Genomic DNA, 23,734 nt, shown 5'->3' with positions numbered 1-23,734 from the left:
GAGCGCGCATGAGCACGACCAAGCAGACGATTCGGGTCCAGGCGGTGTCGTTTCTCAACGGCCGACCGCTGTACCACACCCTCATCGATCCCAAGCACACCCCGCGCCACGCCGACGGCACCCCGATGTTCGAGGTCGTCGAGGCGCTGCCGGCCGACTGCGCCGCGGCGCTGACCGCTGGTGACTGCGATCTCGCGCTGGTGCCGGTTGCGAGCTACGTCGATCACCCCGAGTGGGAGGTGGTTCCGGGCATCGGGATCGGCTGCCGCGGCGCGGTCGAGACCGTGATCGTGTGCGCCGAGCGGCCGATCGAGGACGCGACGATCATCTACCTCGACGGCGCGTCGCGCAGCTCGGCGCTGCTGCTGCGGCTGCTGTTGCACGAGCGCGGCCTGTCGCCGCAGCTCGAGCGGGTCGAGCATGGCCGCGGTGAGGCGCTGGTCCGCGCGTCGAACGGGACCGCCGCCGCGCTGATCATCGGCGACGCCGCGTTTGGTCTGCGCGATCGCTTCGAGCACACCTGGGATCTCGGCGCGAAATGGTTCGAGACCACCGGGCTGCCGATGGTGTTCGCGTTCTGGGCTGCGCGTCCCGGCGTGCTCGGGCCCGAGCACGTGGAGGCGCTGCAGCGCGCCCGCGACCGAAGCCTGGGCAAGTACGCCGAGGCGATCGCCAAGCAGTACCGCGACGAGCTGCTCGCCCGCCGCGACGGGCAGAGCACCGAGCCGGTGCTGCCCGAGACCCGCTACGCCGACTACCTGCGCAAGACGATCCGCTACGGGCTCGAGACCCAGCAGCGCGAAGGGCTGGTCGAGTACCTGTCGCGCTGTCGGCTCGCCGGCCTGATCGAGATCCCCGGGCTCCACCCCGAAGACCAGGTCCACGTCAGCTTCGTCGGCGCGGGCGCGCCGGAGCAGCTCGTCGCCGCACGGGCCCGCCGGACCGAGCCGCTCGACGTCGACGCGATCCTTCAGCGCGCGGCCGCAGGCCAGCGCATCGACCTGGCCGAGGGCCTGTTCCTCTACGAGTACGCGCCGCTGATGCGCCTGGGTGAGGCCGCCGATCAGCGCCGCCAGGCCCTGCACGGCGACGGCAACGTCACCTACATCATCGACCGCAACGTCAACTACACCAACTACTGCGTCACCCGCTGCAAGTTCTGCAATTTCTACGTGCCGCCGACCGACAAGACCGGCCGCGGCTACGTGCTCAGCCGCGAGCAGCTGGCCCAGAAGTTCAGCGAGACCGAGCAGCTCGGCGGCATCCAGATCCTGCTGCAGGGCGGCCTCAACCCCGAGCTTGGCCTCGACTACTACGAGGATCTGTTCCGCTGGACCAAGGCCAACTTCAGCCTCAAGCTCCACGCGCTTTCGCCCACCGAGATCATCCACATCGCGCAGATCGAGGAGCTCCCGGTCATCGAGGTGCTGCGGCGCTTGCAGGCGGCCGGCATGGACTCGCTGCCGGGCGGCGGCGCCGAGATCCTCGACGACGAGATTCGCAACCGGATCAGCCCATTCAAGAACTCGACCGACGAGTGGCTCGAGGTCATGCGCGCCGCCCATGCGCTCGGGATGCGCAGCTCCGCGACGATGGTGTTCGGGTTTCAAGAGACCCCCGAGCACATCCTCATGCACATGGATCGCCTGCGCCGCCTGCAGGACGAGACCGGCGGGTTCACGGCCTTCATCGCCTGGCCGTTTCAGGCCGCTGGCACCCGCCTAAAGCTGCGCGACGACACCTCGGCGTTTCGCTACCTGCGGGTCCAGGCGCTCGCGCGGCTGTACCTCGACAACATCGACAACATTCAGGTCTCGTGGCCGACGCTCGGGCCGGAGATCGGTGAGATCGCCCTGCGCTTCGGCGCCAACGACTTTGGCTCGGTCATGATCGAAGAGAACGTGGTCTCGACCGCGGGTGCGCACTTCATGATGACGGCGCGGGAGATCGAGAAGCACATCCGCCTGGCCGGCTTCGAGCCACGCCGCCGCACGATGGAATACGGAATCCTTTGAGGACCCCCACATACGCTGTGGCACTTCGCCGACTGCAGCCGCTGGCGCGTCTGGTCGCTTGGGGTCTTTGCCCACACCCCGGGCTACCCCTTTGGGGGCTCGACGTTGATGCGGCCTAGCTCTTTCTGAATGGTGCTGCGCAGCTCCGCCTCGCTGATCCCGAGCCGCTTGGCGACGGTCTTCAGGGAGTAGCGGGTGTCGCCGACGCGCAGCATGGTCTGGGGTCCGAGCGCGAGCTTGCCCTCGCGGTCGGCCACGCCACCTTCGATGCCGACGTAGACGTCGCGTCCGGTCAGGGCCGGGAACGCCTCGATCGTGTCTTCGTAGCGGGCCCGCTCGGTGTCGTTGAGCGAGTCGAGATCCATCTTCGATAGGTTGATGACGGCCCCGGCGTCGAGCGATCCAGCCGAGTAGGTCGCGCGGGACTGCTTGATCGCCTGCTTGATCGGCGCGGTCTTCTTACCCGCGCGCAGGTGAGGGTTTCGCAGCTGGTAGACCTCGGCGCCGGCGGGTGCGTCGGCTGGGCGCTCGGCCGCCGGGATCTGGACCCAGTCCTCGTCGACGCGCGGGCTGCCGTCTTCGGCGATCATGTCGGCGCTCGTGTACCAGTCGGGCAGCGCGGTGATCCGGTGCCACATCCACCCGAGGCCAGCCGCGAGCAAGACGACGAGCACGAGCGCGACCACGCCGATCTTCTTGGCCATTGGCTGAGTGTATCTCGTGGAGGTGTGAGGGCCAGCGCGGCGACTCGGCGCGCGCGACTCGACGCGGCCACACGGGCGTGGTCCAATCGCGCGAGGCCGCCGATGGCGCTGATCAAGACTCGCCCGAATGTCCGTCTGCTGCTACCGCGAGCGCTGGTCGCCGGTGAGATCGGGCAGTTCATCGTCGAGCTGCAGTGCCCCAAGCCGGTGCCAGTCGACGCGGTCTCGCTCACTTTGATTGGCGATGTCGCGTGGTACACGACCGGGCAGTACGGTCGCCATCGCTACAGCTCGCGGTTCCTGGACCACCACATCCCCCTGCTCTCCGATCAGACCGAGCTCGCGGCGGGTGAGCATCGGCTCGAGACCGCGGTCTCGCTCAACGCCGAGCTGCCCGGCTCGCGCGAGGGCGATCGACTCAACGTCGAGTATGGCGTCCGCGTCCACGTCGACATCCCGTGGTGGCCCGACAAGCGCGTGGACTTCGTCGTCCGTCTCGCTGGCGCCCCGCGCCCGATCGCCGACGAAGGCGCGATGGTGTTCGTCAGCCACGCTGGCGGCCCGCCGGCCAAGGGCCCGTACATCGAGGTCTCGCTGGGTCAGCGGTGTGTGGTCGCCGGCGGCACCTTGCGACTCAGCGCTGCGCTCGGCAACGTCGATCGCAACCGCTACCGCAAGCTCCACGTCGACGTGGTCGCGCGCGAGCGGTTCCCCGAGGGGCTCGGGCACACGTCCAACGACCACATCGTCAACCGCTGGGCGGTCGCCCTCGACGCTCACCCCGGCGAGCTGCAGCCGATCCTGTTCAATCTGCAGCTGCCGAACAGCTTGGAGCCCGCGTTCGAGCTGCACGGCTGCGAGCTGCGCTGGCTGCTGCAGATCCACGCCGACGTCGCGTGGGGCGTCAACCCGCAGCTGCGCGTCCCGATCCACGTGCAGGCTCGGGTTCAGGATCGGGCGCGGGTCGACGAGGCCGAGTTCGCCGCCCCGCTCGCGGTTGGCTCGGCCCGGCTGCGCTTGATCTGGACCAACGTCGCGCACGCGACCGGGCTGGAGTTCGCCGATGATCGGCTGCGCGGGGTGGTCGATGGCGTGGCGATCGAGCTGCACCGCAGCCACGAGCACGACGGCCGCCCGCGGATCCACGGCTTGCTGGAGTTCCCCGATCTCGGGGTCGGCCTGCATGTCCGTCGCGAGCGCCGAACCCTGCTCGGCGCGATCGAGACCGGCCTCGCGTCACGGGACGCCGCGCAGCTGGCGGTCATCCACGCGCAGCTGGGCGAGCGGATCGAGGACGTCGACCATGAGCTGCTCGCCGCCGACGATCGACACTTGCGGTTCGCCCTCGACGGCGCCGGGCTCGAGCTCGCGCCGCTGCGGGACTTCGCCGGGTGGTTGGTCACGCTGGCGCCGCTGCTCGCGGCGCTCCCGGACAGCGTGCCGGCCCCGGCGGTCATGGGCGAGCACCTCGCCGGCTGGGAGCGAGCGGCCAGGCGGCGAGGTGCGCAGCTACGCCGCGGCGATCTGCGCCTCGAGCTGGTCCGCGACGAGCTGCGCCTGGTGATCGGCTGTGACTTCAATGACGACGGCCAGCTCCGCGCGACCCGGATCGAGCTCGACGCCTCGACCATGATTCCCAGTCGCCATCACTTGATCTGGACCGGCGACACCGCGCTGCCCGACCACGAGCTGCCGATCGTCGAGCTCGTGCATCCACCGCAATGGGGGATCGCCCCCGCGCGCGTGGCCCTGCACATTGAAGCCACGCGGGTGCGCGTGCTGTTGCCAGCCCCGCTCCCCGATCCCGACCTCGAGCGCGACCGCGTCGAGGCCATGTTTGCGCTCGGACGCCTGCTTCGAGGCGATCAAGGCCCCTACCGCTGAGCCAGGCTCGCGCTGAAAACAACGCTAGCCACCCGCGCGGCCAGCCAATGCGCCAGTGAATTCAAGCACTTGGGCGCTAGATATTTTTTCCGAGGCTCGGAACCTCGAGGGGGGGTCGATGTCTCTGGCCCCGAACAACGCGATGGCCCCCGAGGCTTCGACCCCGCCCCGCACTGCTTGCGATGCAGCGTCGACGCCCCCGCACCAAGGCCCCGCACGACTTTCACGTTAGTTCCGCTCGGCCGTTCGCCGAGCCCGAGGGTGAAGAACATCATGGCCAGCAAGACGATCAGCTTTCGCATCTTCCTCAACGACCAACTCGTCGACACTCGCAGCTTCTCGCAAGAGGTGATCAAGCTGGGGCGTCTGTCGAGCAGCCACCTGCGGCTCGAGGGTGAGGCCGTGGGTCGCATGCACGCTGTCATCGAGGTCGGCGCCACCGGAGATGTCCGCCTCATCGACCTCGGCAGCAGCTCGGGCACCTTGCTCAACGGCGACATGATCGATCGCAGCCACGAGCTCTCCAGCGGCGACAAGCTCGAGCTCGGCCCCTACCGCCTCGAGCTGACGATCGCTGACTCGGTCGCCGCGCCCGTCCATCATGAGCCGACCGCCGCGGTCGCCAGCGCGCCAGTCATGGCCGCCCCTGCCCCCCAGGCCAACGTCAGCATCGATCTCTCGAAGGTCGAGGACAGCAGCGAAGAGGTCGCCGAGGTGATCACCACCTACGGTCGCTCGATCCTCGACGTCGCCCACGTCGGGCAGACCCGCAGCCGCCGACGCACCGTGCTGCCGCTGATGGCCTTTGGTGGGGTGTTGATGGTCGGCGGGCTCGGGTTGTTTGGCTACGAGGTGTCGCAGCCGTGGGAGCAACACAACGCCGCGGTCGCCGAGGCGCAACAGCGTCACGCTGAGGCGCCGCCCGCCCCAGGGCTCGGCACTGGCTCGCTGGGCTTGATGCTCGCGCTCCTGGGTGTGGTGCCGTTCTTGGGTGGCGCGCTGCGTCGCCGCGATGTGGGGCTCGACGCCTTCACGATCGGCGAGGGCAGCGAGGCCAACTTCAAGGTCAGCGGTGACGGGCTGCAAGACCCGGCCGCGTCCGCGCTGATCTCGCGCATGAATGGTGGCTACGCGCTGTCGTTCACGCCCGCGATGCGCGGCAGCGTCGAGCTCGGCGAGCATCAGCTCTCGCTCGCGGATCTCGTCGCCACCGGTCGCGCCCACGCGAGCGACGGCGCCTACCACTACGCGCTGCCGAGCGGCGCCCGGGCCAAGGTCGAGCACGGCGACATCCGCTTCAACGTCAACCTGGTCAAGCGCGGGGCGATCGTGGCCGGACGCGGTGAGGTCGACTGGCCGTTCTGGGGCTACTTCGGCGGCACCGCGACGCTGGCGACGGCCTTCTACCTGCTGATGCGCTCGATGCCCGACGACGCGCTGGCCATGCAGATGGCCGACGACGAGGCCGCGGCTCGGTTCGCCTCGTACTTCCACCAGGCCGACGAGGAGCAGCAGGCCGAGCCGATCGAGATGGACTCCGACGTGCCCGACGACGAGGCCCAGAGCGGCGAGTCGGGCAAGCGCGCGGCTGGGCCCGAGGGCAAGATGGGCAACCCCAAGGAGAAGTCGAGCCAGGGCGCCTACGCGATGAAGGGGCCCAAGCACGCGGTCCCCCAGATCACCCGCCACTTCGATCCGAACCAGTCGGCGCGCACGGCCGGGATCCTGGGGATCCTCGCCTCGACCGACAAGCACTTCCTCGCGTCCGTCGACGGTGGCGCGTTCGCGGTCGGCAACGACGACGCCGACATCTGGGGCAACCTGGTCGGCGTCGATCAGGCGGCCTCCTACGGCAACGCGGGGCTCGGCCTCGTGGGAGTCGGCCGCCAGGGTGGCGGCACGGCTGGGGGCCTGATCGGCATGAGCAACACCGGGTTGCTCGGTCACGGCAACGGCACGGGCGGCCTGTACCACGGCAACCAAGGTGGCAACGGCGGCGTGATCGGGTTCGGTGATCGCAAGGAGAAGGTGCCGGTTCCACGGGTCGGCAAGGGCGAGGTCACCGGGAGCGGCATCGACAGGGACATGATCCGCCGGATCGTCCGCGCCCACCTCAACGAGGTCCGCAGCTGCTACAACGCAGGGCTGCTGAAGAACCCCAACCTGCAGGGCCGCGTGACCATTCAGTTCTCGATCATGGGCACGGGCAAGGTCGGCAGCTCGGTCGTGCAAGAGGACACCGCCAAGGACGGCTCGGTCGCCAACTGCATCGCCAAGGCGGTCAAGCGGTGGCAGTTCCCCCGCGTCGTCGGTGGCGGCACGGCGCTGGTCAGCTACCCGTTCTTGCTGCAATCGCGCTGAGCCTCGGTTCACCCCATCGAGCGCCCGGGACCTCGTCCCGGGCGCTTTCATTTGTCTGCGCGCGGTCGGTTGTCGATACTCGCGGGGTGGACCCCAGCGCCCGCAACCTCGAGCTCGAGGCCGCCGCGTTCGCCGACCTCGATGATCTCGACAGCTGGCGAGTCTACGCCGACTGGCTGCTCAGCGCTGGCGACCCTCGCGGGGAGCTCGTCAGCCTGCACCTGCATCAGCGCGACGCGTTTCGCAGCGAGCGACTCGCGATCGCCGAGCAGCTGCGCGCGCGCGAGCAACCCTATGTCGACGACTGGCACGTCTGGGCGAACGAGCTCGACCTCCTCGACATCGAACCCACGTTCAAGCGCGGCTTCGTCGAGAGCCTCAAAGGTCCGCTCAGTCAGCTCGAAGGCGCGCTCGATCAGCTGTTCGAGCGCGATCCGATCCAGCGCCTGAGCTTGCGCGAGGTCGACGACGACGCGCTGATCCGGCTGTGCGAGCGACGGCCCGCCTGGTCCGAGCGGCTCCGTTACCTGTGCGTGTCGGGCCGCGTGGGCGCGCGGGGTGCCGCCGCGCTCGCCAAGCTCGCGCTGCCCAAGCTCGCGCGGCTCAACCTGCTCGGCAATAGGATCGACGCGGACGCCTGCCGACACCTGTGCGATCTCGACACTCGCGTGCTCCGTGGCCTGACGCTGACGGCCAACGAGATCGACGACGCCGCGCTCGCGCGCCTGCTCGAGTCGCCGAGCCGCGATCAGTGGCGAGCGCTGTACCTGACCGGCAACCCGATCTCGGCGCAGGGCCTGGCGCAGCTGGCTGCGACCGACCGCCTCGAGCGCCTCGAGGCGCTGTATCTGCGTGACGTCGACGCCAAGCTCGCGGACTTCGAGCCGCTGCTCGAGTCCACCAAGCTGTCGGGGCTGACAATCCTCGAGGTCTCGGACGCCAGCTGGTCCGCCCGGGCGCTGGCCGATCGAATGCGCGCCCGGTGGGGCGCCGGCTTTCGGATGATCTGACCGCTCGAGCGCTGGGTCGCCACCGGCCACGATGCGGTTCATCGTATGGCCTGATGAGCGTCGTCGCCTGACCCAGCGCCCGCCGCGCCAGCGAGCACGCCGCCGGGCCCACGAGCGTGGGTTCGCCAAGCTGATCCGACAGACGCTCGCGGACAAGCAGCGCAGGCGCGGCGAGTGACGGCCGATCCGGTGGGCTTCATTACGCCGATCATTCGGTGTAGTCGCGCGCGTGATCGACCCACGCCGCGCGTGGCACACCCCGACCCATGAATCTGCGCACCCGCGTCCTCGCGTCCGTTCTGCCCCTCTTGACCCTGGCCCTGCTGGTTGGGCGCCCGAGCCCGGCGAGCGCGGCCGAGGTCATGTGTGCCAATGACCTCGGCGAGTGCACGGTCTCGAATGACATGGGCGACTCGGTAGAGTGCACCTGCGACGGGGGCGGGTTCGGAAGCTCGGGTGGGGACGACTACGCCGGGCTGAGCGAGGCCGAGCTGCAGCAGGTCTGCCTCGATTTTCTGGATCTGTGTGACGAGGGCGAGGCCGACACCGGGACCAGCGACGTGGACACCGGCTGGGATGACACCGGTGAGGTCGACACCGGCTGGGACGACACCGGGGATGTCGACACTGGCTGGGACGACACCGGGGACTCCACGAGCGAGTCCACGGGTGACGGTGACGGTGACTCCACCACCGGTGATGGCGATGGCGACGGTGACTCCACCACGGGCGATGGTGATGGCGACGGCGACTCCACCACCGACGATGGTGGTGGCGATGGCGACGGCGACGGCGACTCCACCGGCGATGGCGACGGCGACGCCACCGGCGACGGCGACGGCGACTCCACCGGCGATGGCGACGGCGACTCCACCGGCGATGGCGACTCCACCGGCGATGGGGGCGATGGCGACGGCGACACAGGCAACCCGGGCGAGGCCGGCGATGACGGCGAGACTGGGACCGGCTCCGACTCGGGGGCGGCCGACGGTGGCGGCGCCGAGGGGTGCGGCTGCGACGTCTCCAATCACGCTTCGGGCTTCGGCCTGCTCGCGCTCTCGCTGATCGGACTGCTCAGCATTCGCCGGCGTGAACGAGTCCGGATCGACGCCTGACAGCTCCCCTCGGGGGTCGCCGCGTCTACGCGTGATCGACGAGCAGCGCGTCGACCTCGGCGACCCAGCGCGCGCCCAGCTTCGGCTGGACCATGTGCACGTACGCCGCAAACCCGCGCAGGTAGTCCGGAAAGTCATCGCGGCCGTTGGCCTCGCTCGCAACCCCGCGCTGCTTGCAGTTGTGCAGGATCGCCCGAAACCGACGCCGAGCATCCCGCGGCACGGTGAGGTGATCATTGACGACCAACCCGGTGACCAGCTGCCGCCGGTGTGGGCGCAGGATCTGGCGCTTGCCCAGGTGCTCGGCGAAGCCCTCTTGCTGGAGGATCTGATCGATCCACCAAAACGCCCGGCCGATCTCGAGCCGCTCGACGAGCTCGGGATCGTGAAACGAGAAGCTGAGATCGTCGGCGTAGCGGGTGTAGCGGGCGCCTAGCTTGGCTGCGAGCCCGGACAGCCGCGCGTCGAGCCGGCGGCACACCAAATTCGAGATCGCGGGAGACGTCGGGGCCCCCTGCGGCATCCACCCTGGCCACACCACGCGACGAGTCGGCGCCTCGGCCTCGGGGTTGATCACGTCGCGGCGCGTACACAGAGCCGCGAGCGCGCCGGCCACCGCCTCGCCGTAGCCAAGCGTGAAGAACAGCCCCCGCACCCGCCAGTAGTGGATCGTGGGAAAGAAGTCGCGGATGTCGGTTGCGAGCAGCAGCCGCGCGCCGACGTGCGGCGTCGCGTGGGTCACCGTCGAGCGGCCAGGGACGAACCCGTGCGCGGCGTCGTGGGTCGGCACCTTGCTCAGGATCTCGGCGAGGATCTGTCGCTGGACCGCCCGCAGGGGCGCGCGTGGGGCCGAGATCGTGCGCCGGCCACCGCGGGCCTTGGGGATCTCGAAGTCCACGTAGGGCGCTCCCGTGTGGCCGCCTGGCCGCATCAGGCGACGCAGGCCGTCGGCGTCGATCCGCAGCCAGCTGGTCAGCGCGGCGAGGTCGGGGATCGTGGGCAGGCCGGCGCGCGTGGCGGCTGGCTCGAGCCGCGGACGACCCCGGTGGGCGCCGGTGCCAAACTCCCAGCCTGTGGGGTTGAAGCCCCCGCGTCCGCGTGGCGAGCGAGGCACCGCGAGGCTGGTGTTGCGCAGCGCGACGTCGTCGAGGCCCAGCTCGTCGACGGCCCGCCGGGCGGCACCACGCACGCTGATCGTCGCGTCCTTGACCAGGTGCCGCAGCAGCTTGGCCGCCGCCGGCCGCGAGAAGACCTGACGGACCGCCTCGATCGCCTCGGCGCGGACCCGCGGATCAGGGTTGGCCAGCCAGCTGCGGATCACGCCCTCGAGCTTGCCCGCCACGTAGTGCCGGGCGACCTCGTACTCGGCGAAGTCATCGTGCGCGCGCAGCCGGGCGACGATCTGCCGGAGGTTGGCCTCGGGATCATCGAGGAGCGGGCGCAGCTCGAAGATGAGATTGGCGAGCAACATCGCGGACCGACAGACGAGGGAGGAAGACCTGGACCGCGTGATCTACTTGCTCGGCACGACGTGGTGCGGGGAAGAAGAAGCCGCAGAGCGTTCCCCGCAACACGAGTCCTTCAGTGGAAGTCGGGCGCAACCGCGACGTTGCATCGCGGACAGGTGGCTAGCTCGGCGCGGTCCAGGTCGGGGGGCAGTATCTCACGAGTGTGGCGCTGCGCGAAGCCTGTTCGTGGGTCGAGATCGGAGTAGCTTGTGGCTGCATGTCCGACCCGCCGAACAAGCCCGCGGTCACGCTGGTGAGCGGTGACCGGCTGCCGACGCTCGACGCTGCCCGCGTGCGCTTGCGGTGGCTGACCTTGGCCGACGCGAGCGATGTGTTCGAGGTGTTCCGAGACCCGGACACGATGCGCTACTGGAGCTCGCTCCCGATGCAGCGCCGCGAGCAAGCCAGCGCGTTGATCGAGCAGATTCACGCGTGCTTCGCCAACCAGTCGCTGTACCAGTGGGGCGTCGAGCGGCGCAGCGACGGGCGGGTGATCGGTACGGTCACGCTCGCCTCGCTGGATGTCTCCAACCGACGCGCGGACATTGGGTTCGCCCTCGCCCGCGACACCTGGGGCTCCGGCTACATGAGCGAGGCCGCGAGCGCCGTACTCAGCTTCGGCTTCGACACGCTCGGGCTCGAGCGTGTCGAGGCCGACGTCGATCCCCGCAACGCCGCGTCGCTGGTGTTGCTCGAGCGCCTGGGGTTCGTCCGCGAGGGCCTGCTGCGCGAGCGCTGGCGAGTGGGCACCGAGGTCGCCGACTCCGCGATGCTGGGGCTGCTGCGACGCGAGTGGAGGCCGCCCGCGCCGTGAACCGGGCCCTGCCCCCAAGCGGTGATCACCCCTGAGACGAAGGCACGCTCTCGGTCTCGGCGTCGCTGGGCTCCGACGCGCGCTCGAATAATTCGAGGATCGCCTCGCGCAGCGGGGCCGTGCCGCCGCGGCGCAGCAGTCGATCGAAGCGCTTGTTGTCGGCGTAGATCTCCTTGCCGTGGGCGCGCAGCACCTCCTGGCGGGACCCATCGATCGTCGAGGCGTCGAGCACGTCGAGGTTCTCGACCAGCTCGCGGTGGCGGCTCGGCGCGCTGATGCAGGCCGCGACCGCCGGCTGCGAGAGCGAGTAGCGGTAGCAGTCTGGGGCTGGCGCGCCCTGCTCGAACACGGCGGAGGGCCGCAGCATTCGGCCGTAGCACAGCGCAGAGAAGCCCAGCACGCCGACCCCCGCAGCCGCGGCGGCCGGCAGCAGCTCGTGCTCGGCCCCATCGTGGGCGGCGCTGTGTCGAGTCATGATCACCGGCCAATCGCCGCTGTCGATCGCGGCGCATGCGATCGACCGATCGTGGGTCGAGAACCCGTAGCTGCGGATCGATCCGCGGCGCTGAAACTCGCGCAGGGTCTCGAGTGAGGCCGGATCGAGGCGCGCGGGCGAGCGAACCCAGAACAGCAAGAATAGATCGATGTGATCGCGCTGCAGCCGACGCCGCGCGAGCTCGAGATCGTGGGTGAGCCCGCGGCGATCCGCGTGGAAGCTGCCCGCGATTACCTGCTGGCCGCGACGGATCGGCTGCCGCAAGAATCGGGTCAAGTTGGCGTGGCGCGGCTCCCAGAACCATGTGTCGACGCCGCGCTCGGCCGCCTGCGCGAGCGAAGACGGGGTCGGCGAGAGCGCGCCCGAGATCACCAGCGGGGCGAGCTCGATCCCGGTGCGACCCAGCGCCCGCTTGCTGACAAGCGCTGGCGGCGGGGGCTCCCATGCCGGCCGTGGGCTCGTCGCGCTGACCTGGTTGGCCAGCGCGTGGCTTGGCGGGTCCGCCCCGAACACCACCGCGAGCTCGAGCAGGTGGGCCCGGACCCGCGGATCCGTGAGTTCGACGATCCCTCGCTCGACGCGGGCCCGCGCTGGCTCGGGCTCGAGTTCGACGATCAGCCGCGACCAGGCGGCCACGCACAGCTCGGCCTGATCCGCCCGTCCGTCGGTGACCGTGTGCTCGAGCCGATCCGCGAGCTGCGGCCAGACGTCCAGCTTGGCGCTCGCGCTCAGTCGCACCATCGCGGCGGCGTCGCGGGTCGCCAGCAGACACGCCGCCAGCAGCTCGGGGTCATCCGCTGCGTCGTCACGGTTGAACTGAATCAGGTCCAGCGCGCGCGCCCGCACCCACGGGTCCGCGTCCGCGCTGGCCCGGGCCAACAGCCGGACCACGGTCGTTGGCTCGATCTGCTCGCGCTCGCGGACCAGCAACCTGGCGGCGATCCGACGGACGCTTGGATCGCGCTCGTCGTCTCCAAGCAAGCTCGCCAGCGCGGCGGCGCGATCCAAGCTCGCGGCGCGGATCCATGGATCGGCGTCCGCCAGCATCCGGGCCCGCCAGCTCGGGCTGAGCGCCGAGCCATCGCCGATCGCGGCGAGCCGCACCCGCACATCAGGATCGGTCATGCCGTGCTCGCTCAGCTCCGAGTCGCGGGCGAGCTCGACGACCCGCGCGCGCGCGCGCGGCCCGAGGTTCGCGTCACTCCACTCGCCAACCAAATTCACCAGGTCTCGGTCCGCGAGCGCGAGCGCGGCGGCCTCCCGCACGCTCGGGCTCGGGTCGCGGGTCGCCTCCTCGATCAGGCCCGCCCACAGCTGGGCCCCCTGCCCTCGCTCACGCTCGATCAGCTGCCTGCACGTGCGGACCAGCGCCGCCCGAACCCGCTCGTTTGCGTGGGCAGCCAGCCCTGGCAAGCGCGCGTGCAGTCGCTCGCCCGCGTAGCTCGCGATCCACGTCAGCGCCCACTCGATCGCGCCGGGCCGGCCGCTGTCCAGCGCGCGCTCGACCAGCGGCTCCGCTCGGTCGCCGATCCGATCGAGCAAGCGACGCACGATCGCGGGCGCGTTGGGGACCCGCGGATCCTCGAGCCACGCCAGCGCGGGCAGCAGACAGGTCGGATCGTCCACGCTCGCCAGCCGCCGCGCCGCCTCTTCGCGCAGCGGCACGTGCGACTCGGCCAGCAGCGGGACCAACTTGTCGGGATCGACCGCGCTCGCAGCGAGCAGCCGGGCCGTGACCACGGCTGGATCTGGGTCGCTGAGCTCGAGCCCGAATCCGGGATCTCGGATCAGCCCCAGGACCGCCGGGACCTCGCCCTCACCCTCGGGCCAGCCGCTCGCGAGGTAGGCCAGCGCAGCGCGAGCGGCCTCTTGCAGGTGGGCACCTGCGGCCAGGATCTGCTCGCGGACCCGCGCGCGCTGATCGTCCTCGTCTGACGACCGCGCCGCGATCAGAGCCAGCGCCTGGATCACCGCGTGTCGGACCCGCCAGAACGGATCTTCCAGGCCCGGGATCAGCCCCGAGATCCCACCCTCGCCAGCCACCGCCGCCAGCGCGCGCGCGGCCGCTCGACGGGTTCGCCAGCTCGGATCACTGGTCAACATCTGCGCGAGGCGGGCCTCGATCTCGGGGCCGCGATCCAGGTGCCGGGCGACCGCGCGACAGCTGACCTCACGCACGCTCGGCAGCGGATCCTGCAGGGCCTCGAGCAACCATTGCGCAGCCTCGTCCCGGGTGGGCGCCCCGGTGCCAAACCGACGCCGGGCCGCCCGCGCGAGCCGCTCGGCGACCGCGACGCGCACCGGGCCGTGGGTGTCGCCCAGCAGCCGATCACGCAGGGCGTAGAGTCCGACAGCGTCGAGCTCGACCGCGTCCACGGCGTAGCGGCGCAGGACCGGATCGGGGTTGAGCAGCTCGATCAGGGCCTCGCCGCAGCCGGCTTCGATCCGGCCGCGCCGAGGGCGATGGGGCGTGATGGCGTCGGTCATGGCAGGCGCGCGATCAGAGTTCAGGCCAGGCGAGCGCTCAGCCGCGCGCCCACGGATCGCGCGAGCCCAGGATCATCGGCGAGCTCGAGCGGCGCCCAGTAGTAGAGCACCCGCCCACGCGCGACCACGAAGCGACGCGCGAAGTCCATGTCTCGCGCGTGGGCGTGACCAAGATCGGGCTGCAAGCAGCGGCGACACAGGCACGGCAAGGTCGGGCCGTCGTGGGCAGTGAGGTTGATGAAGCGATCGCGCAGCAGCTCGAAGGCCTCGCGGTGACGACCGAGCCGGGCTAGCAGCTGTGACGCTCGTACGCGCAGCGGCTCCTCGTCGGGGTTCACCGCGAGCTCCTTCAGCAGTGCGTCCACGCCAGGCCGGATCGGCATGCCCGCCAACATAGCAAGATCCGTCCGGTCACGGCGGGGCGTGCGGTCGTGCTGGGCCGGCGCTGGCGGGGGGCGGCCCAGGACTGGCAAGGGGGATCGCGGCTCAGGCCGAGCGTGCCGCGGAGCCCCGGGCCTCGCGCTCGAGGGTCGTGGGCAGCGTGATCCCCAGGGCGTCGGCATCGGTGGCCGCCGTCGCCAACGCCTCCGCCATCGTCTTGCACGAGGTCACGCTGAAGCGATCGCCGATGAGCCAGCCGATCGCTGTCATCGCCCCGCGGACCAGCGGATTATCGATGACGGCGTAGGTCCTGACCAGGATCTGCTCATCCACGCGTTGCTCCGAGAACGCCCGACGCACGTCCGCGGGCGGGCGCCCAGCCGCGCTGCCGTCGTTGATGAGCATGAGCCGCGCGGCTCGAGGCTTTGCCCGGGCGATCTCGGCGTCGATCCAGGCTTGGAACGCGGCGATCAAGTCCAGCGTCGCGGGCCCGACCCAGGTTGCGACCAGCAACGGCCGGAGGCGGGCATCGAGGATGATCTCTGAGCTGCCGTCGACGTGTTTTGTCATCATGTAATTTCATCTTGGGTGCGCTCTGGCCGTACTGTGAGACCAAAGTGGCTACGTTGACGCCGATCTGCGTTGAAGTCCGAGCGGGGATCATCGGGGCGAGCGCCCCGACTCGCGGCGGGTCCGAGCAGCCAAGGCCAGGCCTGGACCGGTCGGGCCTCGACGGGCTAACACCGTCCTCATCGTCCTCGATCGTCCACCGCCGGAGCTCGTCACGGTCGCGCGCGTCCGCGGGCTGCTGGCGTGGCTCTCGCACCGCGGCCGGCTGCCCGACGAGGCCCTCGCCAAGGTCCCCGAGCTGGTCGCCGCGCTCACGGTGATCCGCCGCGAGTGGGCCAAAGATCCCTGGCTGGAGTTCCCCGATGGCGAGGGCCTGTGGTGCAAGATCGACGCCCGCTGCAGCTGCGCCACCCACGAGGCCCACGGGTTTTGTGAGCATCGCGCGGCGGTGGTGGTGCTCGAGCTGTGGCGACGCCCCGACGGCCGCGAGCTGTTCGACCGACCGAGCTGGGCGCTCGAGCTCGACTACCTCCTGCGCGATCACCCGCGCGACGGCCTGTCGACCGACGCCGCGCCCCCGCCCGCGCCGCGCTCCGATCGGGCCTGTCGGCTGCTGATCCACGTGTTCCCGACCGGCGGCTACGAGCGCGGCTTCGACTTCGACGTCCAGCTGCTGCGCGCCAACAAGCGCGGGGACGGCTGGCTCAAGCCGATCCGATGCCCGAGCTCGGTCGACAAGCTGCGCGCCAAGGCCAACCCCAGCGACGAGCTGCTGCGCGTCCACGATCTGGTCGCGCAGCTGACCGAGCTGCGCAAGCTCGACACCTACGCCCGCCAGGCGCCCCGCCTGCGCGCGCGCGTGGCCCACGAGCTGCTCGCGGCCCTGGCCGAGGCCGGCGAGGCGCTCGAGCTGCGCTGGGAGCAGCTGCCGATCCTCGCGTCGACGCTGGCGTGGCGCCCGACTCTGCGGATCAGCGCCGGGCCGCCAGGTCTGCTCGAGGCCCGCTGGTCGGAGGGCGTGCTCGATCACTGGCGGCTCGAGCCGTCGATCGTGCTGACCAGCGCGGGCGTCCTGCGTCCGCTCGCCGACGACATCCCGGCCCACCTGCTCGATCGGATCAGCGTCGAGCCCGTGCAGCTGAGCGTCGATGACTTTGACCAGCTCGCGCGCACGATCTTGGCCCACGCGCCCGTGCCGATCGAGATCCCGACCCCGGTCGAGGTCGGCGCCAGCCCGGTCGCCCGCCGCGAGGCTCGGCTGTACCTCGAAGAGCGCGGCGAGGTGCTGCGCTGCACGGCCAAGCTGGCCTACGAGCTGGTCGACGGCCGCTGCGTGGAGCTCGGCCTGCACGCGCGCGGCGGCCTCAGCTTCGGCGATGATCTGACCTTGGTCCGCGACGCCAGGTGGGAGCGCGCGCGCCGGGCCGAGTTCACCGATCGCGTCGGGCGCGAGGCCAGCGTGGAGCTGCTCGAGGAGTGGGCGTGGGCGTTTCTCAGCGAGGGCATGCCAGCCCTGCGCGAGCGCGGCTGGGTCGTGTTTGGCGAGGCGGCGCTGTCCCACAACCGGGTCCTCGCCGAGCCGCTCGGGCCCCGCATGCGCCTGGGTCCGAGCACCGACTGGTTCGAGCTCGAGGTCGACTTCGTGGCCGAGGGCGAGGCCGGCCACGCGCTGCCGGCCCCCGAGGTGATCGCCAGCTGGCTCGCGGGTCAGCGCTTCATTCGGCTGCCCGACGCCCGGATCGCCGCGCTGCCGACCCGCTGGCTCGATCGCCACGGGCGCGCGCTCGCGGAGCTGGTCGAGCTGGGCGGTGACGCCGAGCATGGCCTGGGCGCCCACGCGCTGCCGCTCGCGTCCGAGCTGCTCGGCGAGTTTGTCAGCGACGATCCCGAGCAGGCCAAGCGCGCGACCCACTGGCGCGGGCGGGCCCAGGCGCTGGCCAGCTTCGAAGGCGTTGGGAAGCGCGAGCCCCCGGCCAGCCTCCAGGCGCAGCTGCGCGGCTATCAACAGCGCGGGTTCGCGTGGCTGTGCTACCTGCGGGACCACGGCCTGGGCGGCTGCCTCGCCGACGACATGGGCCTGGGCAAGACCGTGCAGGCCCTGGCGCTGCTGCTCGACACCCACGCGGGCACTCCCGCAGGCCCGCCCTCGTTGATCGTGTGTCCGACCTCGGTCCTGCACACCTGGCGCGAGCAGATCGACAGGTTCGCGCCGCAGCTGCGCGCGCACCTGCACCATGGACCGCGGCGCGGGAGCCTGCCGAGCGCGGGCGAGACCGACGTGATCCTGACCAGCTATGCGCTGCTGCGACACGACGCCCAGCTGTGGAAGGGCCAGCGGTTTCGCCACCTGATCCTCGACGAGGCGCAGGCGCTCAAGAACCCCGACAGCCAGCTCGCCCGCGTCGCGCGGAGCCTGGTCGCCGCGCACCCGGTCGCGCTCACGGGCACCCCGCTCGAGAACAACGTGCTCGAGCTGTGGAGCTTGTTCGAGCTGCTGATGCCGGGCTTTTTTGGCTCGCGTCGGCGATTCCGCAAGCGCTGGGTCGAGCCGATCCACAAGCACGAAGACGGGGCCGCGCTGGCCCGCTTGCGCCGCCGACTGCGTCCGTTCTTGCTGCGTCGGCTCAAGCGCGAGGTCGCCGACGAGCTGCCGCCCAAGCAGGTTCAGGTGCTGCGCTGTCGGCTGGGCAAGGAGCAGCGCCAGATGTACGAGCGCGTGCGCGCGACCTACCGGGCCAGCGTGTTTGGAGCCGTCGACAACCAGGGGATCGGCGGCGCGACCCTGCACATCCTCGAGGCCCTGACTCGCCTGCGCCAGGCCTGCTGTCACCCGGCCCTGCTCCCGTTCCCCGAGGCCCGGGAGCTGGGCGGGCGCGTGGCCAAGCTCGAGCTGCTGCGGCTGTTGCTGGCCCAGGCCAGCGCCGACGGCCACCGCAGCCTGGTGTTCTCGACCTGGCCGTCGTTTCTCGATCACGTGTCCGCTGATCTGGGCGCCGCCGGGATCGCCCACCTCCGGCTCGACGGCAGCACCCGCGATCGCAGCGCCGTGCTCGAGCGCTGGCAGGACCCGGCGGGCCCACCCGTGTTTCTGATCAGCACCAAGGCCGGCGGCCTCGGCCTCAACCTGACCGAGGCCGACCACGTGTTTCATCTCGATCCCTGGTGGAACCCGGCGAGCGAGGACCAAGCCACCGACCGCGCCCACCGAATCGGCCAGACCAAGCCCGTGATGGTCTACAAGCTCGTCGCCGCCGACACGGTCGAAGACAAGATCCTCGAGCTCCAGGCCCGCAAGCGCAAGTTGTTCAACGCCACGATCGACACCGATCGACTCGAGGTCGACGCCCTCACCCGTGAAGATCTCGAGGCCGTGTTCGCCGATCCAGGCGCCAGCGGATCAGCCGACGACGACGACGAGCTCGAAGACGAGTTCCCCGTCGATCCCGAGCCACGCGACCCGCTCGTCGAGTTAGGCCCGCGCACACTGGCCGAGTTCGTCCCGCTCCCGCAGCGCGGCGACACCCCTGGGATCAGCGCGGCCCACGACGGCGAGGCCGCGGTCATCGAGCTGTTCCCCCGCCGCCCAAAACGCTGAGGCCTCGCCAGCGTACGCAGCTGGATCTTCGCCACTGTCGAGCTGATCGATGACCTCACGTCGCGATCTGGTGGAGCACTCACGCTGTCCACCGCTCGAGGCCGCCTACACCCCTGCACCGTCGCCCACGCCGACTTCGCCAAGATCTGTGCTCCGCTGCGGGGAGCGGCAATATGCGCGACCGAGGACGGCCTGTCGCGGTCACCCGTTGATTCCGCGCGCTGAATCGGCGAAGTCCCACGGTGAGATGCTCGCCAAGCTCATCTTGACCGCGGTGTTCGTCTTCCTCAACGGCATCTTCGTGGCTGCCGAGTTCGCGCTAGTAAAGACACGTCCTACCCGGCTGCAAGCCCTGGCCGAGCAGGGCGACGCGCGTGCCAAGCGTCTGCTCGGTATGATCGAGCAGCTCGACCTCTACCTCTCCGCCTGTCAGCTGGGGATCACCATCGCAAGCCTCGTGCTCGGCTACCTGGCCGAGCCTGCGTTCGCGGCCCTCATCGAGCTGGGCGCGGCGTCGCTTGGCTTCGATACCCACGCCAGCACGACCTTGCATGTGGTCTCGTTCGGCCTGGCGCTGACGATCGTGACCCTGCTGCACATGATCCTCGGCGAGCAGTGGCCGAAGATCTGGGCGATCCATACGGCAGAGCGCACCTCGTTGCGGCTATCGTTGCCGCTCAAGCTCTTCACCATGATCTTCAAGCCGCTGATCGTGGTGGTCAACGTCGTGTCGAACGGTTTGCTGCGCCTCGTTGGGGTCTCGGCCGGGCACGGTGAGCACGACGCCGACGTCCGCGAGCTCAAGGGCATCATCGGCGCCGCGGCCTCGGCTGGGAACATCTCGGCGCGCCAGCGGATGTTCGCCGAGAACATCCTCGACCTGGTCGAGCTCGAGATCCGCCACGTGATGGTGCCGCGCACCCAAGTCGCGTTTCTCGATCTCGCCGCGACGACCGAGGACAACCTCGAGCGAGTGCGCTCGCTGGGCCACTCGCGCTGGCCGCTGTGCAACAAGGATCTCGACGAGGTCGTGGGCATCTTGCTGACCCGCGACTTGCTCGACACGGTGCTCGGGGGTGGCGAGGTGCAGCTCGACGCGATCGCCCGCGCCCCGCTGTTCGTGCCGGACACCCAGCCCCTGTCGCGGTTCATCGTCGAGTCGCAGCAGACGGGTCACCAAGGCGCGATCGTCCTGGATGAGCACGGCACCATGGTCGGGATGGTGTTCCTCGAGGACGCGCTCGAGGAGATCGTCGGGCCGCTCCACGATGAGCGCGACGAGGTCAAAGCGGCGTTCGAGCAGCGTGACGACGGCGTCATCGAGATGGACGGCGCGCTCGACCTGCCGGCGGCGAGCAGCTTGCTGGGCGTCGAGATCGTCGACACCCACGACACGGTCGGCGGCTACATCATCGCCGCGCTCGGCCGCCTACCACGCAAGGGCGACACGCTCGTCGTCGGGGCCTACGACGCCGAGGTCGTGCGTGTTGGTCGACGTCGAAGCATCGCGCGGGTCTGCTTCACGCCGCGCGAGCCCACCGACCGCTGATAGGGTGTCATGATGTCGAGTCCCGCGCCCCGCTCCCGCAGCGCGGCGAGGCCTCCGCGATCAGCGTGGTCCACGACGGCGAGGCGCGGTCATCGAGCTGTTCCCGCGCCGCCCGAAACGCTGACGTGACAGTGGGCCGCAGAAGCTCGACAGCCCCGAGCAGCGAGCGCAGCGAGCGATCGGACTCGAGCGCCGAATTTGGTGAAGCGCACGCTTCCGAGCGGGCCAATGCCGCCAATTACCTTTAGCATGGGGGGGAACATGCTTGGTCGCCCGCGTTCCCGACCCGTCTCGAGCCTCGTCGTCCTGGCTTGGCTGCTCTCGTCTCCGCTCGGCTGCAAGGACGCCGACGCTGCGGAGGCGCTGGAGACCGCCCGCAAGCGCGAGGCCAAGCTCTCGGCCCAGGTCGCGAGCTTGAAGGGCAAGCTCGAGAACGTGACGATCGAGCGCGACGCCCTGACGATCAAGCACGAGACCGAGCTCGGCTGCCGCAAGCAGGTCATCGGATCCCTGACGGCCTACGGCGGGCCCGAAGGTCCGCATGGCGAGGTCACCGCTCGCGTCGCCGCCCAGGCCCAGGCCCAGCTCGAGCGGCGCGTCGCCAAGCGCAAGAGCGGCGAGAAGCTGGCGATCGTGCTCGACGTCGACGAGACCGCGCTCGACAATTTTGAGCAGCTCACGGGCTCCGGGTTCTGCTTCGTGCGCGAGGAGTGGGATCAGTGGGTCAAGACCGGGAAGCCGGGCGTGATCGCGGGCATGAAGAGCCTCTACGACTACGCTCGCGCCAAAAAGGTTGCTGTCGTGTTCATCACCGGGCGCCGCGAGCACCAACGCGACGCGACCGAGCGCGCGCTCCGAGCAGCCGGGTTTGACGGCTGGGAGGCGCTGATCCTGCGTGAAGAAGCCGAGACCAAGCTGACCGCCGCCGAGTACAAGAGCGGACGTCGGGCCAAGCTCGAGGACCAGGGCTTCACGATCGCGCTGACGCTGGGGGATCAGGCGAGCGATCTGGCGGGCGGGCACGCTGGCCACACGGTGCTGATGCCGAATCCATTTTATCACGTGGACTGATCGGGGGGGTTCTCGGGCTCGGGTTCGGTCTCAGGCTCGGGCTCGAACGGATCAATGCGATCCTGCAGCGCCAGCAGCTGACCGAGGTTCTTGTAGTAGAGCGTGCGCAGTCGCCCGTGGATCCCGGTGACCTGGGCCATGAACTGCTGCAGCCACGGCCGCAGCGGGGCCTCGTGGGCGAGCGCCTCGATCAGCGGGTCGGCGAGCAACGCAGCCGCCAGCGACCCGCCGGTCTCGAGGTTGCGCAGCTCCGGCAGCGCCACGTCTCGCGCCAGCGCGAGCGAGCTGGCCAGATCTCGATGCAGAGCGTCGAGCGCGTCGAGCAGCTCGAGCGGGGCGTGCGACGCCAGCTCGTACTCCCGTGCATCGACGCTGGCGAACAGCGCGGCGACCCGACCATGGTGGGCGTTGAGGGCGATGATCTGGCCCTGCACGAAGCTCGAGAACCGATGCCGCTCGACCAGCTCCTCGCGCTGCCGCGGGCTCGCGCGATGCCACAGCCAGCGAAACACCGCGCGATCGCCCGCGTGGGCCTCAACCAGCTGGGCGGCGCGCTCGGCCTGGGCGCGCTCGAGCTGCTGGGGCCGCTCGAGCTTCGCCTCGGTCTCGCGCCAGGCGGCCATGAACGCGGCCAACGCAGGCCCGCGCCATGGTTCCACGTCAACCTGCAGCTGCTCGGTCGTGGGCGGCTGGGCCTCGAGCTCGGCCAGCAGCGCATCGATCGGACCGGGGTTGACCACGCGGTTGTCGTAGAAGCCGTGGTGGTGGGCGCCCTGGCGACGCTCGGCGAGCTCTTCCGTGAGCCGGACCTCGACCTCGGCGGCCGGCTGCAGCTGCGCTGGATCAGGTGTGAGCCCGAGCTGCGCGTAGGCTCGCAAGGTCAGCTCGCGCCGCAGCTGCGGACCTGGCTCGAACAGGGTCCACGCCGACGGCTGGGGGGTCTGATCCGCGGCCACGTAGCACTGCTTGGCGTTGGCCTCGCGGTCGCGGTAGCTCGGATGCGAGTAGCGCATGACCTCGGCTGGGGTCTCACCGGGTGGAAAGTGCAGCCGCCGACCCCAGCGATACGGCTCGCGCAGCGCGTGGAGCATGGGCCCGCGCGCGCCCGCGAGGCGCTCGTCGAGTTGCTCGAGGCGCAGCTGGTGATGCGCGTACAGATCTTCGGTGAACACCCCGTGCTTGGCGAGCTCGGTGAGCGCCCCGATCGCCGCGTTCATGGCCAGCGCGCCCCGCTGCGCGCCCCACAGCGCGGCGACCAGCGGATCGCTGCCACACAGCGCGACCGCGTGGAGATCGGCGTTGAACTCGAGCTCGCGCGCGAGCGCACGATTCAGATGCATGATGCGAGCGAGCAGCGACGCCAGGACCCCCCGCGCCCCCCTCACGCCCACGCTCAGGACCTCGGCCAGGGTCCGAACGAGGCCGTGCTTCGCGGCCCGCCCCCGCGCCAGGCGAGCGTCGAACCGGGTCCGCTCCAAAACGATCCCGCGCAGCACGATCGTGACGCGGTGGGCCCACTGCCCGACCCGGGTGCTGGACTGCGCGAAGTGACCGAGCTCGTGGGCCAGCGCCGCCTTGAACTCGCGCAGATCCAGCACGTTGACCAGGCCCAGCCCCACGATCAGCTCGCAGCGACCGCCAACTAGCGACGCGAGGGTCGAGTGGCCCCGCACCATCGCCGCGTTCACGCCCACGCTCAGCGAGATTTGGCCCGGCGTCGGCGCGCCAGCGTCACGGGCCAGCTGCGCCACGAACTCCTGCAGTCGCGGGTGGTCGTGAACGTCGATCGTCAGCGCGGCCTCGCTCAGCCCCGGTCGCTGGACCAGCCCGCGGAGCAAGAACGACAGCAGCGGCCCGAACATCAGGGTCACGATGATCGCCACCGGCCACAGCCCCGGCTCTCGCCACGCCGACTCGACCGCCACCAGCATCGCCGCCGCGCAGCCGATCAACATCGCCAGGTAGATCAGGGCGAAGCCGACGAGTCCCAGCAGCAGCCGAACGACGCCGCGACGGTAGGCCGGGCCGGCGCCCAGATCGATCCCAGGCGCAGCGACGCTCGGCGGGTACGCGCTGATCGGCTCGGCCACCAGGTGACGTTAGCAGCCCGCCGGGTCGGCGTTCGAGGCTGACGCGGGTGTCTGGCTTGACCGCCTTTTCGTGCGTGAGAGACT

General features: G+C 70.3%; 16 protein-coding genes. 10 read left to right on the top strand and 6 right to left on the bottom strand.

The window, feature by feature from the left end:
• The first annotated feature begins 8 nt into the window (after positions 1-8).
• Positions 9-2,015, top strand: a complete 2,007-nt coding sequence (mqnC, locus tag ENSA7_RS14750; RefSeq protein WP_106089922.1) for a cyclic dehypoxanthinyl futalosine synthase — start codon at positions 9-11, stop codon at positions 2,013-2,015.
• A gap of 83 nt (positions 2,016-2,098) precedes the next feature.
• Here mqnC and ENSA7_RS14745 read toward each other — a convergent pair whose 3' ends face one another.
• Entirely contained in the window at positions 2,099-2,719 is a 621-nt protein-coding gene (locus ENSA7_RS14745; RefSeq protein ID WP_106089921.1) for a hypothetical protein, read from the bottom strand.
• Positions 2,720-2,821: 102 nt separating this feature from the next.
• Here ENSA7_RS14745 and ENSA7_RS14740 point away from each other — a divergent pair, with 102 nt between their 5' ends.
• The 5 genes from ENSA7_RS14740 to ENSA7_RS43645 all read left to right on the top strand — a co-directional run bounded on the left by ENSA7_RS14740 (position 2,822) and on the right by ENSA7_RS43645 (position 9,089).
• Positions 2,822-4,603: a vacuolar protein sorting-associated family 26 protein gene (locus ENSA7_RS14740; protein ID WP_106089920.1), complete on the top strand. Its 1,782-nt coding sequence runs from the start codon at positions 2,822-2,824 to the stop codon at positions 4,601-4,603.
• A 273-nt stretch (positions 4,604-4,876) separates the two neighbouring features.
• Positions 4,877-6,964: an AgmX/PglI C-terminal domain-containing protein gene (locus ENSA7_RS14735; RefSeq protein WP_106090108.1), complete on the top strand. Its 2,088-nt coding sequence runs from the start codon at positions 4,877-4,879 to the stop codon at positions 6,962-6,964.
• Between the two features lie 86 nt (positions 6,965-7,050).
• Positions 7,051-7,974 carry a hypothetical protein gene (locus ENSA7_RS14730; protein ID WP_106089919.1) on the top strand — a complete coding sequence of 308 codons (924 nt, stop codon included), beginning with the start codon at positions 7,051-7,053 and terminating at the stop codon, positions 7,972-7,974.
• 31 nt (positions 7,975-8,005) lie between these two features.
• Entirely contained in the window at positions 8,006-8,152 is a 147-nt protein-coding gene (locus ENSA7_RS43650; RefSeq protein ID WP_181233748.1) for a hypothetical protein, read from the top strand.
• 88 nt (positions 8,153-8,240) lie between these two features.
• On the top strand, positions 8,241-9,089 hold the full coding sequence (locus ENSA7_RS43645) for an MYXO-CTERM domain-containing protein (RefSeq protein WP_181233747.1): 849 nt from the start codon (positions 8,241-8,243) through the stop codon (positions 9,087-9,089).
• Between the two features lie 25 nt (positions 9,090-9,114).
• Here the strand turns inward: ENSA7_RS43645 and ENSA7_RS14720 are convergent, their stop codons facing one another.
• Entirely contained in the window at positions 9,115-10,560 is a 1,446-nt protein-coding gene (locus tag ENSA7_RS14720) for a reverse transcriptase domain-containing protein (protein ID WP_106089918.1), read from the bottom strand.
• Between the two features lie 254 nt (positions 10,561-10,814).
• Between ENSA7_RS14720 and ENSA7_RS14715 the strand changes: the two genes are divergently transcribed.
• Complete coding sequence (locus tag ENSA7_RS14715; RefSeq protein WP_106089917.1) at positions 10,815-11,411, top strand: GNAT family N-acetyltransferase; 597 nt, start codon at positions 10,815-10,817, stop codon at positions 11,409-11,411.
• 25 nt (positions 11,412-11,436) lie between these two features.
• Here the strand turns inward: ENSA7_RS14715 and ENSA7_RS14710 are convergent, their stop codons facing one another.
• The 3 genes from ENSA7_RS14710 to ENSA7_RS14700 all read right to left on the bottom strand — a co-directional run bounded on the left by ENSA7_RS14710 (position 11,437) and on the right by ENSA7_RS14700 (position 15,345).
• A complete protein-coding gene (locus ENSA7_RS14710; protein WP_106089916.1) occupies positions 11,437-14,394 on the bottom strand; it encodes an aldo/keto reductase in 2,958 nt (985 codons plus the stop codon).
• Positions 14,395-14,414: 20 nt separating this feature from the next.
• Positions 14,415-14,777 carry a hypothetical protein gene (locus ENSA7_RS14705; RefSeq protein WP_146157698.1) on the bottom strand — a complete coding sequence of 121 codons (363 nt, stop codon included), beginning with the start codon at positions 14,775-14,777 and terminating at the stop codon, positions 14,415-14,417.
• A 103-nt stretch (positions 14,778-14,880) separates the two neighbouring features.
• Positions 14,881-15,345 carry a hypothetical protein gene (locus tag ENSA7_RS14700; RefSeq protein ID WP_146157697.1) on the bottom strand — a complete coding sequence of 155 codons (465 nt, stop codon included), beginning with the start codon at positions 15,343-15,345 and terminating at the stop codon, positions 14,881-14,883.
• 316 nt (positions 15,346-15,661) lie between these two features.
• On the opposite strand from ENSA7_RS14700, the gene ENSA7_RS14695 reads away from it, so the two are divergent.
• The 3 genes from ENSA7_RS14695 (at position 15,662) to ENSA7_RS14685 (ending at position 21,560) form a co-directional block, all read left to right on the top strand.
• Positions 15,662-18,940: a DEAD/DEAH box helicase gene (locus tag ENSA7_RS14695; RefSeq protein WP_106089913.1), complete on the top strand. Its 3,279-nt coding sequence runs from the start codon at positions 15,662-15,664 to the stop codon at positions 18,938-18,940.
• 247 nt (positions 18,941-19,187) lie between these two features.
• Positions 19,188-20,489, top strand: a complete 1,302-nt coding sequence (locus ENSA7_RS14690; RefSeq protein ID WP_181233746.1) for a hemolysin family protein — start codon at positions 19,188-19,190, stop codon at positions 20,487-20,489.
• A 261-nt stretch (positions 20,490-20,750) separates the two neighbouring features.
• On the top strand, positions 20,751-21,560 hold the full coding sequence (locus tag ENSA7_RS14685) for an HAD family acid phosphatase (protein WP_181233745.1): 810 nt from the start codon (positions 20,751-20,753) through the stop codon (positions 21,558-21,560).
• Here the strand turns inward: ENSA7_RS14685 and ENSA7_RS14680 are convergent.
• Entirely contained in the window at positions 21,548-23,650 is a 2,103-nt protein-coding gene (locus tag ENSA7_RS14680; protein WP_106089910.1) for a M48 family metallopeptidase, read from the bottom strand. The two genes, ENSA7_RS14685 and ENSA7_RS14680, sit on opposite strands and share 13 nt — an antisense overlap.
• Positions 23,651-23,734 lie beyond the last annotated feature (84 nt).

It is taken from the genome of Enhygromyxa salina (genome assembly GCF_002994635.1).
GTDB lineage: Bacteria > Myxococcota_A > Polyangia > Nannocystales > Nannocystaceae > Plesiocystis > Plesiocystis salina_B.
The sequence above is the reverse complement of the archived record's forward strand: the minus strand, read 5'-3'. Positions and strand labels throughout refer to the sequence as shown.